Here is a 17,600-nt window from a genome sequence, read left to right on the forward strand (position 1 = left end):
CTTCTGTCTCATGAATAGTTGCAACATGATTATTTCACAACGAATGAGGTGATTTTTCCCATTGTGGACGTTAAAACGATTCCTTACCCCGTATAAGTCAGCGGCCATTCTTGCTCCGCTGCTCATGGTCCTTGAGGTTGCCATGGACCTGCTTCAACCCAAGCTGATGTCCAGCATTGTGGATGATGGTGTGCTTGCAGGGAACCTGTCCCACATCGTGACTACAGGTTTGTTTATGCTTCTTTTTGCGTTAATCGGATGGGTTGGCGGTGCAGGATGTACGCTGTTTTCAAGTAAAGCTGCCGTTGGATACGGCACCGATCTGCGCCAGGAATTGTTTGATCATATCCAGAAGTTCTCGTTCCGTAATCTGGATACCTTCCAGGAGGGCTCGCTGATCACCCGCCTGACGAGTGATATCACCCAGATGCAGACCTTTGTACAGATGCTTCTGCGCATGTTTATCCGTTCGCCGATGCTGATTATCGGCAGTATTATTATGGCGTTTACGATCAGTGTCAAACTGGCGTTGATTCTCATTTTGTCCGTGCCGATTCTGTTCATCATCTTATATATCCTGATTTCCGCTTCTTATCCACTCTTCGCCAGTGTTCAGAACAAGCTCGACAAGGTGAACGCCGTTCTTCAGGAGAATCTTGCCGGCATTCGTGTCGTCAAAGCTTTTGCACGCGCACGTCAGGAGAAGAAACGTTTCCAGCAAGCCAATGAAGATTATACCCATACAGCAGTGAAAGCTTGGCGCATCGTGTCGCTGAATGCACCGGTATTAAGCCTGATGCTGAATGCGACCATTGTAGCGGTGCTGTGGTTTGGAGGCTTCCAGGTGGTAGGAGGCGATATTGCCGCCGGGGATTTGATTGCTTTTATCAACTACGTAACGGTTGTACTCTCATCCCTCACTTCAATTAGCATGATGTTGATGAGCTTCTCCCGCGCCAAGGTGTCTGCTGCACGAATCAATGAGGTGCTTCATACCCAGCCTGATATCCAATCCGGTCATGATGTGTCTCGTAAAGGAGCAGGTCAAGTGGAATTCAGAGACGTCTATTTCCGCTATGATGGAGAGCATACCCTATCTGGAATTACACTGACGGCTAAACCGGGAGAAAAAGTGGCCTTACTCGGCTCAACAGGCTCGGGCAAAACTTCACTTGTACAGCTGATCCCCCGCTTGTATGATGCTTCGCAGGGTGAAGTGCTTGTGAACGGAGCGAACGTGCGTAACTGGGATCTCCAGGATCTTCGCAGCCGAGTGTCCATCGTTTTACAAGAATCCATTCTGTTCAGTGGCAGTATCCGGGATAACATCTGCTTCGGCCGACCTGACGCAACGGAAGCTGAACTGCGTGCCGCAGCCCAAGCAGCGGCGGCTGATGATTTTATCATGAACCTGAAAGATGGATACGACACGGAACTGGGCCAGCGCGGTGTCAATCTCTCGGGTGGGCAGAAGCAGCGGATTTCTATTGCCCGCGCCCTGCTCATGCAACCGGAAGTTCTGATTCTGGACGATAGTACCAGTGCCGTCGATCTGCGTACGGAAGCGAGCATTCAGAAGGCACTGCATTCCCTAATGAAAAACAGCACCACCTTCCTGATTGCACAACGGATATCTTCCGTAAAGGATGCAGACTGCATTTACGTGCTTGATGAAGGAGAAATCGTGGCAAGTGGTACACATGAGTATCTCATGGCCCATTCGTCACACTACCAATCCATTTATTATTCACAGCAACGGAAGGAGGATGTTCAATTTGGCTAAAAATGCTTCCTCCTCCATCCATCAAACCGTTGTTCCGCCGATCGGAAGACCTGGGCCACCCGGCCGAGGTCCGGTTCCCAAAGTAAGAGCCAAGAACGCCCGGCACGCCATCATTCGAGTATGGTCATACATGGGACGTCATCGCAAAGGGGTTATCTCGGCTCTTGTACTGACAGCTCTTGGAACGTTGCTTAATCTGGCAGGACCTTATCTGCTCGGCCGTGCGGTCAATGAACATATCGTCCCCAAAATGACGGATGGCCTGCTGAAAGACTGCATGCTATTGCTGACCGTATACGTGCTCGGCTCGCTCATGATGTGGGCTCAATCCTATGTCATGATCGGCGTATCCCAACTGACCGTGAAGGATCTGCGCCATGCTCTGTTTTCTAGGCTGCAGCAGCTGCCGATCCACTTTTTCGACAAAAATCAGAGCGGTGATCTGATGAGCCGGGCTACCAATGATATCGATAACGTGTCCACGACGCTGAATCAAAGTGTAACCCAGCTGATGTCCAGCGCCATCTTGCTGGTTGGCTCCCTGTCGATTATGTTTGCCCTGGATGTCCGACTGACTCTGCTCAGTCTGGTGACGGTTCCCCTGATTACGATCGCCACTCGGCTGATCGCTTCAAGAACACGCAAACATTTTACTGCACAACAGAAGCTGCTTGGTGAGCTTAATGGCTACGCTCAGGAGACCATTGCCGGACAAAAGGTGGTCGCAGCTTATAATCGTCAGGAGCAGGCGCATAAACATTTTCAGAACCTGAACGAGAAGCTTCGCACTTCCAGTACCCAGGCTCAGAGCGTATCCGGTCTGGTAGGCCCAACGATGAATGTCATGAACAATATCGGTTTTGCCATACTGGCAGCGGTAGGTGGCTGGATGGCTTATCATGATCTGACGTCCATCGGGCTAATTGTAAGTTTTCTTGCCTACTCCCGCCAGATTGAGCGGCCCATCAATGATCTGGCGAACCAGTATAATCTGATTCAGGCAGCCATTGCAGGTGCTGAACGTGTATTCCACATTATTGATACACCAAGTGAATACGTGGAAGAACAGAAGATACAGCTGGAACAGATTCAAGGTAAAGTGGTATTTGAGGAGGTATCCTTTGGGTATAGCCCTGAGAGAGAAATTCTCAAAAAGGTCAGCTTTACCGCGAAGCCAGGCGAGATGATTGCACTTGTTGGACCGACTGGTGCGGGTAAAACGACCATTATCAACCTGCTGCCCCGTTTCTATGAGATTACGGGCGGACGAATTACCATTGACGGCTGCGACATCTCGGAACTTGAGAAAGATCAGCTTCGGCGCGAACTTGGCATTGTGTTACAGGATGCTTATCTATTCTCCGGAACCATTCGTGACAATATTGCCTACGGCAAACCGGATGCAACGGACGAACAGATTCAGCAAGCGGCGAAGCTGGCCAATGCCCACTCCTTCATCCGCAAATTATCGCAGGGTTACGACACCCCGATCATCTCCGGTGGCAGCAATCTGAGTCAGGGACAGCGACAATTGTTAACCATCGCTCGTGCCATTCTCGCTGATCCTGCCATTCTTATTCTGGATGAAGCGACCAGCAGCATCGATACGCGCACCGAAATGCAGATTCAGGAAGCGATGCGAACCTTGATGAAGGATCGCACCAGCTTCGTCATCGCCCACAGGCTAAGCACGATCCGTGAAGCCGATCAGATTCTCGTCATCGATGACGGCAAAATTGCCGAACGAGGCAACCATGATGAGTTGATGCAGCAGCAAGGTTTTTATTATCAGTTGCATCAGGGTCAGCAAAATTAACCAATTTTACCCTTGAAGACAAGACGAAAACGCCGCATTAGGTTCCGTTTTATTCCGGACCTTTGCGGCGTTTCCATTTTATCGCTTCATTCGTACAATTCCGCGTGTAGATTTATTTAAAAAATTCAATGTGTGTTCCTTAAATTCAGAAGGAGTTAAGTTGTTTATTGCTTCAATAGATTGATCAAGAGTTAGCTTTTGGCGAAATAAAATGGTATTAATCTTTTTTATCGTGCTTATTTCTTCATTTGAAAATCCATTTCTTCTTAGACCAACGATATTAATGCCATGTATGTACGAACGCGTACCATCTGCTAAAGAATATGGAATAATATCTTGTGAAACTTTACTTCCGGCTCCAATCATTGCAAACCTTCCGATGTTACATGATTGGTGTACACCAGAACCACAACCAAAAGTGATATAGTCTTCAATATTAACATGTCCGCCAATTTGCACATTATTGACGATGACGTTGTGATCTCCCATCACTACATCATGTGCGATATGAGCATAATTCATAATAAAGTTGTTACTTCCTACTCTCGTGAAACAATCTCCTTTATGTGTGCCTTTACATATGGTGACATACTCTCTCACGGTATTATTATCTCCAATAATGAGATATGATTCTTCGCCTTGGTAACTTTTATCTTGTGGGTCTGAACCGATAATTGCACCATGTGAAATATAGTTATTCTCCCCAATATCGTGTTAACCCCTATGATTACGTGACTTCCAATCCTACACCCGCTACCTATTTTCGAATTTTCTTCAATGATACTGAAAGGTCCGACTTCGACATTGTCCCCAATTACTGCCGTAGGATGAATAATGGCTGAGTGATGTATCATTTAGCACCTTCCTTTGTTTTGGAAAGTTCATCAAGCTTCTCATTTAGTTTTTTTATCATTTTCGGTAGTCTGGAAAGTGCAGCGGATTCTCTTAGTTGTCTCTTATGTGAACGAGCTGTATATCCCGACACCGTTGAGTTCTCGGGCATGTTTTTAGTAACCATGGTTTTAGCTAAAACCACGCAGCAGTCTCCAATGGTAATATTATTAATAACTGCACTTCCACCAGCCAATATGACGCGATTACCAATCTTCGATGAGCCCCCAATTGCACTTGTACCTGCGATAATACAGTGCTCACCAATTTGAACATTATGGCCAATTTGAATAAGGTTGTCCATTTTGGTCCCTTTACCAATGGTTGTTGAATCAATCGTTCCACGATCAATAGTCGTGTTTGCACCAATTTCAACATCATCAAAAATAATGACATTTCCAATATGGGGGATTTTCACTTGTTTTTGCCCATCCCATTCAAAACCAAATCCGTCAGCACCAATCACTGCACCTGAGTGAATGATGACGTTATCTCCAATGAAAGTATCATGTAACACAGTGACATTAGGGTGTATCAAGCAATTCGTTCCAATGGTCACATTTTTACCAATAAATGAATGCGCGGAAATGATAGTATGATCTCCAATAGAAACATCTTCTTTAATTACCGCGAAATCGTCGATCTGCACATTGTAGCCTAACGTTACCGAAGGCTCAATTGTTTCTGATGATACTACACCACTACTTTTGTTTTTTTCACTAAACATTTCAATTAAGCGAATAAAATCGAGTCTGGGGTTTTTCACCTTAATAACAGGTACTTTAAATTTTATTATTGTTGTTTCTGGCACAATGAAAGCTGAAGCATTACATTTATCTAATTTATTTAGATTTTTATCCGTAACAAAAGTAATTTCTCCCTCTCTAGCAGCATTAATTGAACCTACGCCCGTTATAATGACATTGCCATTACCTATTAGAATCCCATTTAACTGTTCAGAAATTTCATATAAATTACATGGCATGATATAGTCTCCTTTTGTATTTAGATTAGATTATTTAATAATTCTCGAGCAAAAAGAGTGTTCAAAAAATGAGAGGTTCCCGAGCCTATGATTTTTGCATGAAAAGAAGGATTCAAAGCTAAATCGCCAATAAGATCCAGCAACTTGTGACGAGACAATTCATCATGAAAACGTAAGTTGGGATAAATTTCCTTTTTACCAATAACTATTCCATGCTCTAAAGAAGCTCCTTGAATTAAACCTTTGCTTCTTAAGTACATTACTTCTTCTTCAAAACAAAATGTCCTAGCTGGCGCAATATCAGTTAAGTAATCGTTTTCTATAAAATTAAAATTGGATGTCTGATCCGAGAGGTAGGCAATTTCATGTTCATTTTTAAAACACACGCAATAGGAGACCATAGAGGAGGGATGAGCTTCAAGAAAAGAATTACCGTGCTCAACTCTAACTTTTTGTTGTAAATGAAGGTAGTTTTTTTTGACTTCTTGCTGCAGATGGCCAACTTCTGAAATCTTGGTTGCAATCTCGGTAGAGCTGCCATCAAAAATGGGTAATTCTTCACCATTAACATCAATAATCACGTTATCGATGCCCATCCCTCGAACAGCAGACAGTGTATGTTCAACCATAGATACAGTGTATCCATGCATGTTTTTAAGCTGTGTGCAACGTTCCGTATTGGATACATTATCGATTTTAGCTTGAATAATTTCATATGGATCTACATCAACTCTTCTAAAAACAATACCTGTGTTTGGTTGTGCAGAATGCAGAGTTATCTTTGACAAATTCCCACTATGTATAGCAATGCCGTCCAATGTAAAGCTACTACGAATCGTTTTTTGGTACATAGCATCCCCTCCGTTTTAATTGAATATTATTCTACTGAACTATTGCAACAGCCCACCCAGTTTATCGTGTAACTCATTAAACAGCCTTCCCCCTTTGACATAATTCTCACATCGGATCCTATTTACATGTATTATATCGATTAAGATTAGCTGATGTTGTCGATATTTGGAGGATCTTCAAATTCACATGAATGTAAAATTTTATAATAAAAGTAGGACAAACCGTTTATGGAGTATAAAGGACTCCAGTTGAAGTACGGATTTACAAAGAGCATATCTTGTGTAAGTCGCAGTTTGGATAACCGGCGGTCTGTCTCCGAACGAATTCAGAAGAGCGAAGAGCAGCATAACAAGAAACCTTAGCACGTCATTGAGCTAAGGTTTCTAAACGAACCATTTTTTGTTTTTTAACTGTCTACTTGACGGGGAGCAGTTCAGTTGGAATTATGCCCCAATAGGTAAATGAAGGGTGAATGTAGAGCCAATCCCCATTTCACTATGAACGGTGATTTTGCCATGATGGTCCAGAGCGATTTTCTGACAGAGTGCCAGTCCAAGTCCTGTACCTTCTTCCTTGGTTGTATAGAATGGATTAAAGATCGTGGCCAGAGAGTTCTCCGGAATGCCGCTGCCCGTATCGCTAATCGAGATAAGCGCCTTATCTCCATCATGCAGCAGATCAATATGCACCTCACCCGGGTCTGTCATCGCTTCAAAAGCATTACGGATCAGGTTGATCAGGACCTGTACGATCTTGTCCCGATCCATGTTGACCACGACTGGCTCACCGGTCATTTCAAGTGTGATTCGATGGCCCCGTGATGCTGCATCCGACTCAGTTAACGACATGACTCGTTCGAGACAATGCCCCACTCGTTCAGGTTTCATGTGATTGGTATGTGGTTTGGAAAACTGCAAAAACTCAGCCGTCAGTTCCGTAACCCGTGTGATCTCCCCCATAATGACTTCATACCAAGGAGCGATATTGAAGGCCTGCCCCGTGACAGCTGCAGGAATCCGCGAATGGCCGTCAGCGGGTTGCGAATTTCGTGAGCCATGCCAGCGGCCAGTTCACCAACAGCCCGGAGTCTTTCGGAACGGAAGACCTCCTCTTCGTTTTTCAACCATTTATTGCGCTGATGCTGGAATAAACTGTCCTCCGCCACCGTAATAAAGTGCTGCAGCGTCTCGGACATTCCCGGATAGAGGGAAATACTGTAGTTTACCTGCAGCCCCCGCAAATCCCCTGACAGGAGTGACGTCACGCGTTCTTCAATGTCCTGTGTCTCAGGCAAAATGACTGCATAGCGATCTCCTGCATAACGGGATATACCGTACGAATCCGAAAATTGTTTTGTAATGCTCTCGCCCGTATTTCTGATAACGCTGCACCAGTTGTCTTCGACCTCTTTGTCAAACCCATTGAGATTCTGAATATTCAGAATTATCAGCAAAAAGGAGCGGTGCTCCTCCACCGTTTTATTAAGGGCATCCATGTATCCTTCGTAATTCAGCAGCCCGGTGAGTGGGTCATGGAGGGTAAGAAAATCATTTTTCTCTCGAAGTCTGCGCTTCTCTGCCTCGCTGTTAATTAAGGTATGATACAAAAATATAATGACTATCGCAGTTAACATGTCAAACAGGGATACCAGCAAATTATATGTATCTATCGGTACATAGGTGAGCCGAATCACTGTATATTCGAGCACAAGCAGCATCGAAATGGGCAAAGTCTGGGCAACGCGTTGTTTATCCTGAATCATCGACATGATCAGCAGATAGTACAGCATATTGCACCAGTTCAATGCACTGAAATAGTGGAATATCCCAAGAAAGACCCAGTGGACGTTACGCAGTGCAGGATAACGTTTCTCCCCATATATACTTGCTACAAATAACACACCAGCACATATCATTAACGCGAGATGGGAAGTAAGCCCTAGAAAATAAGAGGACAGCATTACAAGCAGACATCCTAGCGGGAAAATAACCATTTTCATCGTGTAACTCAGCAAACAGCCACGCCCCCTTTGACATAATTCTCGCATCCGGATTCTATTTACATGTATTATATCGATTATGATTAGCTGATGTTGTCGATATTTGGAGGCTCGTCAAATTCACATGAATGTATAAATTTATAATTAAATTAGGACAAACGGTTTATAGGAAAACGGAGAATGCGAAACTATTTTACATCACATTGCCCAACACTATGTTACAATACATTAATGGGTTTATTTAGGATATCACACCAGATATGGAGGGATTGAATGATACAACAAAGAAAACCGATAGGCATCGGGACACTTTCTTTGCTTGTGCTCGCAATGGGGGTGGCCTTTAATTTTCCCTGGGGCACAGAAAAGCTACAGCTCAGCCACTATTTATTTAATCTATTGAACTTGCCTATCTATAGTAATGGTCATCAAGGATTTCACATTCCATTTATAGTAGCTATAATCTTTTGGTTATCTTCCGTTTTGATCGCACGCAAATATCATTCTCACTATGGTACAAAGTTGGCCTACAAGGTCGGTGGTTTCATGCTGATCTTTAGCGTCATGATCTTTCCACTTTACGGAATAATATGGGCTGTATTTCATTAAAAGAGAAAAATAAGCATAAAGCCAGCCCCTGTCATTCCAGGAAGCTGGCCTTATGCTTTATTACTACACTTCTATTTTTTTGCCATATACTTACGGATATCAAATGCCACCGCGGCCACAATAATCAACCCTTTAATAATGAGCTGCCAGTAAGGACTTACGCCAATAAAGGTCAGACCATAGTTGATAACCCCAAAGATCAGCACCCCTGCCATAACACCAGGCACCGTTCCAATACCACCTGCAGTGGAGACGCCCCCCACAACGCAAGCGGCAATGGCATCCAGCTCATACATATTACCGTAATTGTTCGTTGCCCCGCCCGTACGCGCGGCTTCCAGCACACCGCCCAGTCCATACAATGCACCTGCAATGGCATACAACGCAATCAGGTTGCGTGCCACATGAATGCCGGATACATGTGCAGCCTGAATGTTGCCACCAATGGCATACATGTTCTTCCCGAGGCGAGTCTTGTTGAAGACCACCCAGCAGATCAGCGCAACTGCTATGGCAATCAATACGATATACGGAATGGAATAACCACCACCAAGATCAATGTAACCAGATCCGATAACGGTAAAATCAGGTCTCAGTCCACCAATTGGTTGTGACTGGTTGGGCTCCGTATCAAAATAAATCGAGTTCAGACCATAGACCGCAACCATCGTCCCCAGTGTGGCAATAAAAGGTGGAACATGTAGTTTGGCTACAATGATGCCGTTAACGAGTCCGACCGCCAGACCAGCGATGATCCCGATGATGATCGGAAATCCCACCCATAAGTGTGGCAGATCGGGAAAGAACCGATTGGCATATTCGTCGATTTGCAGCATGGATGCCGATACAACAGCGGTTAGACCTACGACGCGTCCTGCCGACAAATCAACCCCACCTGTTACCAGGATAAACGCAGCACCCAGCGCAATGATGGCCCGTGTGGAGGACTGTTGTAATATATCCCGAAGTGTAGAGAAAGCGAGAAAGTGTGGATCGGCAATGGCAATACCAATGACGAGTAAGATCAGCACAATAAAAATTGCGCGCTGCGCCACATACTGCTTCACCTGATTGATAACCTGTGTGTTCATATATTCCCTCCTGACTAAGCCATCCGCTGCTGTGCGGCCAGCCTCATGATATCCTGCTCTGTTGCCTCGGCTCCATCCACGATTCCGGTGAGCCGTCCTTCGCTCATGACCATAATTCGATCGGACATGCCTAGCAGTTCGGGCATCTCCGAACTGATCATAACAATGCTTTTGCCCTGGCGGGCCAGTTCCGTAATAATGGTGTAGATTTCAAATTTCGCGCCCACATCAATCCCGCGTGTCGGTTCATCGAGCAGTAGAATTTCCGGGTCAGTCAACAACCATCTAGCCAGAAGCACCTTCTGCTGATTACCGCCAGAAAGGTTGCGAATTAGCGTGTTAACCGAAGGCGTTTTGGTTCTGAACTTCTGAGTCTGCTCATGTGCCTCATCTCGGCCTTTCTTCTCATCTAACAGACCAATCCGATTCCGGTAACGTCCGAGACTCGCAATAATGGTATTTTCATATACAGACAACACTGGAAAAATCCCCGTGACTCTTCGCTCCTCGGTCAGCAGCGCTATGTTATGGCGCTTCGCTGCGGCGGGCGACTTGATCTTCACCTTGCGTCCATGAATTGATATCGTACCTGAAGCAAGTCCGCGTAAGCCAAACAGCGACTCAATCAATTCCGTTCGCTGTGCGCCAACAAGGCCGCCGATTCCAAGCACTTCGCCTTTCCTCAGTTCAAACGTCACGTCCCGGAATGAATTCGGCTGACTGGAGGTTAAGCCTTCTGCCTTCAAAATCACTTCTCCAGGTACATTCGTCCGTTCCGGGAACCGTTCATCCAGATCACGTCCAACCATGCGCGTAATGATCAGATCGGTCGTTAAATCGACAGCATCCCAAGTACCCACCACAAAGCCATCCCGCATAATCGTGACCTCATCCGAGATCGTCAGAATTTCCTCCATCTTGTGCGAAATGTAGATAATGGACACGCCGCGACTGCGCAGCTGATTAATAATGGCGAAGAGCTGGTCCACTTCCTTGCCCGTGAGCGAGGACGTTGGCTCATCCATCACAATGACTTTGGATTGAAAAGAGACCGCTTTGGCGATTTCCATCGATTGTATTTTGGAAACGGATAGAGTTCCGGCCAGAGCCTTGGGATCAATGTCCAGATTGAGATCCTGGAACAGGGCCAATGTATCAGCATACATTTGTTTCTCATCCACCAGCAGTCCCCACTTGGGAAACCGTCCGAGCCAAATGTTCTCCATTACCGGTCGATGAGGTACCGGATTCAGCTCCTGATGAATCATCGATATGCCATGCTGAAGCGCCGCTTTCGAACTCGGAATCTCCACCTCATTGCCGTCCATCCGAATCGTTCCTTCATCCGGGCGATACATACCGAACAGACATTTCATTAGCGTGGATTTGCCCGCTCCGTTCTCTCCCATCAGCGCATGTACCGTGCCCGGCTTTACCTTCAATGTGACCTGACTCAGTGCCTGCACACCCGGAAATGCTTTGGATATTCCGTCCATCTCCAGCAGGTAAGGTGATTCCATCTTTCATCCTCTCCTTCCGTAAACCCGGCAAAAAAGGACGCCATCTCATGACGGACGTCCCTGTTTGCTGCTGTTATTGGGCGTCGGCAATGTTGTCTTTCGTAATTTTTTTGTATGCAATCCAGACGTATTTGCCATCCGTAATGTCATAACCCGTATTTTCCTTCGTTGGCGTCTCACCCTTCGCGAGTACGGAAGCGAGTGCAACCGTTGCTGCGCCCTGGTTCTTGGCATCATTCAACACCGTACCCAGCATCGTTCCGTCCTGAAGAGCCTGAATGGCTGGAGCGGTGGCATCTACACCGACAACCGGCATCGTTTTGCCGTCCTTGAAGTATCCGGCTGCTTTCAACGCCTCAATGGCGCCAAGTGCCATGTCATCGTTGTTAGCCAGTACCGCTTCGATCTTGTCTCCATGGGAGGCGAGGAACGCCTGCATTTTTTCCTGGCCTTTGACCCGATCCCACATCGCCGTATCTTCCGCCAGCGCCTCTACCTCGATACCTGCATCCTGAATGGCCTGAACGGAATATTTGGTCCGCAGCTCAGCATCCTGGTGGCCCGGTTCGCCTTTCAGCATGACGTATTGCAGCTTGCCGTCCCCGTTTTTATCTGCCTCAGGGTGAGCCTTCCAGTAATCCACAATGAGCTGACCCGAGATCGTGCCGGACTCTTCCGCCTTGGCTCCAACGTAATACACTTTATCCCACTTGTTCATGTCTTCGGCAACCGGCTCACGGTTCAGGAAGACCACCGGAATGCTTGCCGCTTTGGCTTTGTCAATAATGACTCCTGCTGCGGTCCGGTCCACCGGATTCACGGCCATTGCATTGTACTTCTTGGATACAAACAGATCGACTTTTTCATTCTGGGTTGGCTGTGCGTTCTGGCTATCCACGATATCGAGTGTGGCTTTGCCTTCCGCTGCTGCGGTCATCGCATTCCTTACCCCCGTCATGAACGTATCATCGAACTTATAGATCGCCACACCGATCTTCGGCGTTTCTGTTCCTCCTGCTGCCTGACCTCCTGCGTCTGTTCCCGTACTTCCGCCTGCGCTGTCTCCACCACTGCTGCACCCCGCCGCCGCAACCATACATGCTGTAAGCAACAATGTCATCCACGTTTTCTTCATATCCTAATGACCTCCCCCAAGTTCATTCGGCTTTACCGATGTCTTTATTATGAAAGGGTTTACAATAAATTCGAATACAATATCTTCCTCTGTTTTATCGAAATCTTCCTCAATTATCTTCCTGTCTTCATTGTACAAAAGGAAACAGCAGCTTCTGGTTATCCATCCAGAACATATTGTCCGTACTGACCAGCTTCGTTTCCAGCGTTACTCTGGCTTGTACTTGTTGATTGTTCAGCCGTGCAACGGCCTGATTCACGCCAAGATATCCTGCACTGAATCCATTTTGTACAATCAAGTGTTGAATTCTGCCTTCCTGTAACTGTTCTAACTGCTGCTGTTCACTGCCAAATCCCACAATCTTCACCTTGTTCCCATTTTTCTCGGAAATTCGCCGGTTCAATTCATCCGCTGCACCCAGAGAAGCAGGTTCCTGAAGGGCAATTATTCCGTCCACCTGCCGCTGATCAAGCAGTTGCTTCGTCGCCTGCCAGCAACCATCCCGGGTGCTGCACACGGATTGTGTCTCCACATGAATGTCCGGATACCGGGCTAGTGATTCCTCTACCCCTTGCTCTCGGTTAATCAGACCCGGATTTACAGGATCAGGACCGAGCAAGGCAACGCGCCCTCGTCCTCCCAGCAGTACAGCCATCGCCTCGCCCGCCTGCCGTCCAGCCTCAACGTTATCCATCGAGATGACACTTGTTATGCCTTTTACAGGAAACTCGTCATTCAGCAAAATTACGGGGAGGGCCACTCCGTTGACATCCTTTGTCTGTGCCTTCTGGATGATGCCGCTTAGTGCCTTCTCACTCAAGGGATCGATCAACAGGGCGGATGCTCCCTGTTCCAGTGCCAGCATGACTGCATCGACCTGAGCTTGTTCACGCTCGCTCAGTGGATAAGTTCCATTTTGCAAATGCTCTTGCTTGACCTTTCCCTGTCCTGCTGCGAAGTCAGGGTTAGAGGGCGCGTAAGTTAACCCCTCTGAGGGAAAAGCCTCCACCGTAATCAGCTCCGCCCCCGCTTCTTTGGCAGCCGCTTCAGCCCCAAGACGAATCGCTTCTGCAAGTTCCCCTGTTCCCGCTGGCGTAATTAGTGCAATACGCGGCGGCGACCCCGTCGGATCAGCGTTCGACAACCCACACGCCATACATAACAACAGGCAGCAGATAGCTGCTGCAATGGACATATAACGAAGTATAGGGACTCTCACGCGAATAATTTCCACGCGGACGCAGAGTTTCATTTTCATAACTAAATGCCCGATCCAGTCCGTTCTATTGATCTTATTCGCCTTGTTGGTTCGCTTGGCACACGTGCTGTTCCCTTTATTGTTCATCATGAGCATCGTCCTCCTCCCGTTCCCATTGGAGCGGAATCCGAATCCAGACCGTTGTACCTTCTTCCAGCTCACTATCGAATTCAAGACCATAAGCCTCGCCATAATAGAGCTGAATTCGATCATGTACATTGCGTACAGCTACACCTGATCCTGCACCACTTTTCACGATAGGACTGCCTACCAGGAGTTTTGACATCTGTTCTTCCGTCATGCCAACCCCATTATCCGTAATGCGGAACACCAGCTTGTCTCCTTCCCGGTATACACGAATCTCAATGCATCCCTCGTCCATATGATATTCAATGCCATGCACGATCGCATTTTCAATGAGTGGTTGAAGCACCAGCTTAAGTGTCAGGCAGTCCAGTGTGTCCTCATCCGCATCCATGCTGAAATTGAATTTGCGCTTGAATCGCATTTGCTGAATCGTCAGGTAATGATGGGCATGCTCCAGTTCTTCCCTGACCGTAATAATCGTTTTGCCTTGACTGAGACTGATGCGAAACAATCGGGACAACGAAGTGATCATCGTAATAACTTCCTCATTCCGGCTCATGCCCACCATACGCACGACCGAATTCAACGTGTTGTACAGGAAATGCGGATTAATCTGAGCCTGTAAAGCTTCCAGTTCAAGACGCCGTTTCTGTTCCTGTTCATGGATAATTTCACTCATCAAGGTACGGATTTTATTAACCATCAAGTTAAAGCGACGGGATAAACGTTCCACTTCCAGCGGCCCTTCAATAGGTAGCTCCACGTTGAAATCCCCCCGTTCCACAGCCTTCATCTTTCGTTCCATGCGCCGAATTGGACGTGTCAGACTGGAAGAGAGGAACAGCGAAACCAGGATGACCAAGACCAACACAACGAGCAGCACCCAAATCAGATATCCATTAACCTCCTGGCGGGTCGTCATGATCTCATCCAGATAGGCCACACCAACGATCTTCCACCCAATATTGGCGACAGACTTGACGGAATTCAACCTTTTCTGCCCGTCCGCCTCATCTTCATAACTACCTGTTGCAACCAAAGCCTGTTCAATATTTTCACTTTTGAGCCCCATGTACATCAATTGCTGCTGTGGGTGGTATACGATATTACCTGCACTCTCGTCGATGATATAGACGTATCCCCGTTGCCCCAGACTGACCCGGCGGCTCAGTTCATCCATCTGTTTGAAGTTGATATCCACCAGCAAAATGACCTGCTGATCCTGACCATTTTGCCGTATCGTAATACCTTTGCTCATGGAAACGACCCATTTGTATGGGCCTGTGTACATGTTCTGGATATGAGGCAGCGAGAAACTAAGGTGATCCGGCACTCTAAGCGCAGATTGAAACCACCCTTGCTGTGTCACATGGGCACTCGGTTTTAATTCGGCTGAAGGTCTGTTCTTGAGCAAATGCCCTGTCGAATCCAGCAAAGTAATGGAGATGATATCTTCGCGGCTGCTAAGCAGCGTGTCGAGCTGTTTGTCTACCTGATCCCCTTCCCACGTTCCATCCCGCAGCATATGCTCTTCGATAGCTCGATACAGATGCGACATGCTACGAACATAATCCTCCAGATTGTAACTGACCTGGTCCACGATCTGTCTCGTCGTCAGCTCCGCACTTCGCTCCGCAGCCTGTGTGAATTTGTCATGCAGCAGCAGCGCCATGATGGTGAGCACCAATACGATGAAGACGGAGAAGGACCACGTAATAATAAAGCGGATACTGCTGACTCTCGATGACCTCAACCTGGACCGCAGCCTAAGCCAAAGGGATCTCATCCATCCGGCAAACGGACTCATCGGATTGAGCCTTCATTAGCTGTTAGTGCTGCCTGCTTGCGATATTCTTTAGGCGAGATGCCGATATGCTTTTTAAAACAAAAACTGAAATAATTCGGTTCGGCGAAGCCTACCTGACCTGCAATCTCAAACGACTTCAGCTCCGTGGAGCGAAGCAGTTCCTTGGCCGCTTCCATACGGATCTGCATCAGATATTGCAGAAAGGTGAGCTGCACTTCTTTTTTGAAAATGCCACAAAAATAACCCGAGCTAATATGCAGATGTCCGCATACTTTCTGAATGGACAGATCCGGATCGGCATAGTGTTCTTTGGTAAATGATAACGCCTGCTCCACAATATCCTTGTATACATGCTGCCGTCCGCTGGCGATGCGATGTTGTACAAGCAGACAAACCTCCCGCACTTTGTTCTGTGCCTCGGACAACCCTGGTAAACGGAACAAATCGGCGTACAACTGGAACCCCGCCCCAAAGATGTCCTCCATCGCCTCACCTGATGCCTGAGCTGCCTTCCAGACGGTCGTTAGAACTTCAATTAAATAGAGCTGAATGTCACTTCGCCCATGCTCTACCGTAATTTCCCGGAAAATGATCTCCAGCGCTTCTTCCAGTTCCGTCTGCGTTCCCGCCTTCAGACAGCGTGTCAGCGCCTGCTGCTTCAGCTCGTCAAAACGAAGCTTGCCCGCCGTCTGCCGCTCGACATCGGCAATATAGATAAGCGGATCGGTCCCCGGCACAAGTCGGTAATCCAGCGCCAACAGTGCATCCTCATAAGCATGCTTTACACCCGCCAGTGTATTGACAATCTGTCCTGATCCTACGGTAGCGGGAATACGTAAATAGTGGTTAATGCTGCGCATGACATTTTCGAGTGCCTGCTGCTGGCGTTTCTCCCCCTCTGCTCTACCCCAGCGATCCACGTAAAGCAGTACAATCGTCTCCTGATGCATAAAAGCATGTCCGGCTTCGTGTTCCATCCACACTTCTGCTGCAATGTTCAGCGCAGCGAATTGCTTCAACTCCGCATCCTCCGATTGAAGCAAGGACTGTCCTGTACCTTGTCTATGTTCAATTGTATTCTGACGTTCAGCATCAGACGGCTCGCGATCCACTCCTTGCTGCACTATCTCAGCATTCCGTGCCTGTGAAGTTTCCGCTTGCCCACGCCGCGGCGTTTTCTTCCCTTCTCCATCCATATGGAGGGTCAATACAGAGACACCATACCGTTCACCGCGCAGATCCAGTCCGCATTGCTTCGCTTTGTCATGAATATATTCCGGCGATTTCTGCCGATGCAGCAAAGTTGCCATCAGATCGGCCTGCAGCAAGGGTAAGCTTGTATAATAGTGATCGCGCAGCTGTTGTACATTTTCCCGTTCAGCCACTTCTGACTCCATCTGCGCACGCAATCTGGTAAGCAGTTCTGTCAGATGTCCCGCCGAGAAAGGCTTCAGTAAATATTCATCCACACTCAGCGAGACCGCTTGCCGGGCGTAGTCAAATTCATCATATCCGGTCAAAATCACCACTTTCACAAGCGGATTACGCTCCCGTAATCTTTTGGCAAGTTCAAGTCCATCCATAAAAGGCATGCTGATGTCTGTGACCACAATATCCGGGTCCACCCGCTCTGCCATCTCCAGGGCTTCCCGGCCATTCTCCGCCAGACCAACAATTCGCAAATCGAGCGCTTCCCAATCTACCTCTACGACCAACCCTTCGCGTACATCCTCTTCATCATCCACCAGCAATACCCGGTACACGTTC

The 17,600-nt window shown here is 47.3% G+C and carries 15 protein-coding genes; 3 read left to right on the top strand and 12 right to left on the bottom strand.

What is annotated here, in order from left to right; all coding sequences use genetic code 11:
* Nucleotides 1-61 precede the first annotated feature (61 nt).
* Both ACTWJ7_RS29825 and ACTWJ7_RS29830 read left to right on the top strand, forming a co-directional pair.
* Nucleotides 62-1,783, top strand: coding sequence for an ABC transporter ATP-binding protein (locus ACTWJ7_RS29825; RefSeq protein ID WP_301880664.1), 1,722 nt, complete (start codon nt 62-64; stop codon nt 1,781-1,783).
* On the top strand, nt 1,767-3,599 hold the full coding sequence (locus tag ACTWJ7_RS29830) for an ABC transporter ATP-binding protein (protein WP_301880903.1): 1,833 nt from the start codon (nt 1,767-1,769) through the stop codon (nt 3,597-3,599). The genes ACTWJ7_RS29825 and ACTWJ7_RS29830 overlap by 17 nt, the downstream gene beginning before the upstream one ends.
* A gap of 78 nt (nt 3,600-3,677) precedes the next feature.
* On the opposite strand, the gene lpxA is transcribed toward ACTWJ7_RS29830, so the two are convergent.
* The 6 genes from lpxA to ACTWJ7_RS29860 all read right to left on the bottom strand — a co-directional run bounded on the left by lpxA (nt 3,678) and on the right by ACTWJ7_RS29860 (nt 8,341).
* Nucleotides 3,678-4,307: an acyl-ACP--UDP-N-acetylglucosamine O-acyltransferase gene (gene lpxA, locus ACTWJ7_RS29835; protein ID WP_443146438.1), complete on the bottom strand. Its 630-nt coding sequence runs from the start codon at nt 4,305-4,307 to the stop codon at nt 3,678-3,680.
* Complete coding sequence (locus ACTWJ7_RS29840) at nt 4,196-4,453, bottom strand: hypothetical protein (protein WP_443146157.1); 258 nt, start codon at nt 4,451-4,453, stop codon at nt 4,196-4,198. Before ACTWJ7_RS29840 ends, lpxA begins: the two co-directional genes overlap by 112 nt.
* Nucleotides 4,450-5,475, bottom strand: a complete 1,026-nt coding sequence (gene lpxD / locus ACTWJ7_RS29845; protein WP_301880666.1) for a UDP-3-O-(3-hydroxymyristoyl)glucosamine N-acyltransferase — start codon at nt 5,473-5,475, stop codon at nt 4,450-4,452. The genes ACTWJ7_RS29840 and lpxD overlap by 4 nt, the downstream gene beginning before the upstream one ends.
* 20 nt (nt 5,476-5,495) lie before the next feature.
* On the bottom strand, nt 5,496-6,326 hold the full coding sequence (lpxC, locus tag ACTWJ7_RS29850; RefSeq protein WP_301880667.1) for a UDP-3-O-acyl-N-acetylglucosamine deacetylase: 831 nt from the start codon (nt 6,324-6,326) through the stop codon (nt 5,496-5,498).
* A 444-nt stretch (nt 6,327-6,770) separates the two neighbouring features.
* Nucleotides 6,771-7,286: a two-component system sensor histidine kinase NtrB gene (locus tag ACTWJ7_RS29855; RefSeq protein WP_443146158.1), complete on the bottom strand. Its 516-nt coding sequence runs from the start codon at nt 7,284-7,286 to the stop codon at nt 6,771-6,773.
* The gene (locus ACTWJ7_RS29860; RefSeq protein WP_443146159.1) at nt 7,256-8,341 is read right to left on the bottom strand and encodes a histidine kinase dimerization/phospho-acceptor domain-containing protein; all 1,086 of its coding nucleotides are present in this window, start codon (nt 8,339-8,341) and stop codon (nt 7,256-7,258) included. Before ACTWJ7_RS29860 ends, ACTWJ7_RS29855 begins: the two co-directional genes overlap by 31 nt.
* A gap of 258 nt (nt 8,342-8,599) precedes the next feature.
* Here ACTWJ7_RS29860 and ACTWJ7_RS29865 point away from each other — a divergent pair, with 258 nt between their 5' ends.
* Entirely contained in the window at nt 8,600-8,935 is a 336-nt protein-coding gene (locus ACTWJ7_RS29865; RefSeq protein ID WP_301880670.1) for a hypothetical protein, read from the top strand.
* A 71-nt stretch (nt 8,936-9,006) separates the two neighbouring features.
* On the opposite strand, the gene mglC is transcribed toward ACTWJ7_RS29865, so the two are convergent.
* The 6 genes from mglC to ACTWJ7_RS29895 form a co-directional block, all read right to left on the bottom strand.
* Nucleotides 9,007-10,026 (bottom strand): galactose/methyl galactoside ABC transporter permease MglC, encoded by a 1,020-nt coding sequence (gene mglC, locus ACTWJ7_RS29870; protein WP_094938618.1) that lies wholly within the window; start codon nt 10,024-10,026, stop codon nt 9,007-9,009.
* A gap of 14 nt (nt 10,027-10,040) precedes the next feature.
* Nucleotides 10,041-11,546: a sugar ABC transporter ATP-binding protein gene (locus tag ACTWJ7_RS29875; protein WP_301880671.1), complete on the bottom strand. Its 1,506-nt coding sequence runs from the start codon at nt 11,544-11,546 to the stop codon at nt 10,041-10,043.
* Nucleotides 11,547-11,619: 73 nt separating this feature from the next.
* Nucleotides 11,620-12,681, bottom strand: a complete 1,062-nt coding sequence (locus tag ACTWJ7_RS29880; protein WP_024628820.1) for a galactose ABC transporter substrate-binding protein — start codon at nt 12,679-12,681, stop codon at nt 11,620-11,622.
* 127 nt (nt 12,682-12,808) lie between these two features.
* Nucleotides 12,809-14,029, bottom strand: coding sequence for a sugar ABC transporter substrate-binding protein (locus ACTWJ7_RS29885; protein WP_301880673.1), 1,221 nt, complete (start codon nt 14,027-14,029; stop codon nt 12,809-12,811).
* A complete protein-coding gene (locus ACTWJ7_RS29890; RefSeq protein WP_443146439.1) occupies nt 14,016-15,812 on the bottom strand; it encodes a cache domain-containing sensor histidine kinase in 1,797 nt (598 codons plus the stop codon). Before ACTWJ7_RS29890 ends, ACTWJ7_RS29885 begins: the two co-directional genes overlap by 14 nt.
* Before the next feature lie 17 nt (nt 15,813-15,829).
* Nucleotides 15,830-17,596, bottom strand: a complete 1,767-nt coding sequence (locus ACTWJ7_RS29895; RefSeq protein WP_301880674.1) for a response regulator transcription factor — start codon at nt 17,594-17,596, stop codon at nt 15,830-15,832.
* Nucleotides 17,597-17,600: the final 4 nt, after the last annotated feature.

Origin of the sequence: Paenibacillus sp. 1A_MP2, assembly GCF_052244825.1 — a bacterium.
In the GTDB taxonomy this organism is placed as follows: Bacteria; Bacillota; Bacilli; order Paenibacillales; family Paenibacillaceae; genus Paenibacillus; species Paenibacillus vandeheii.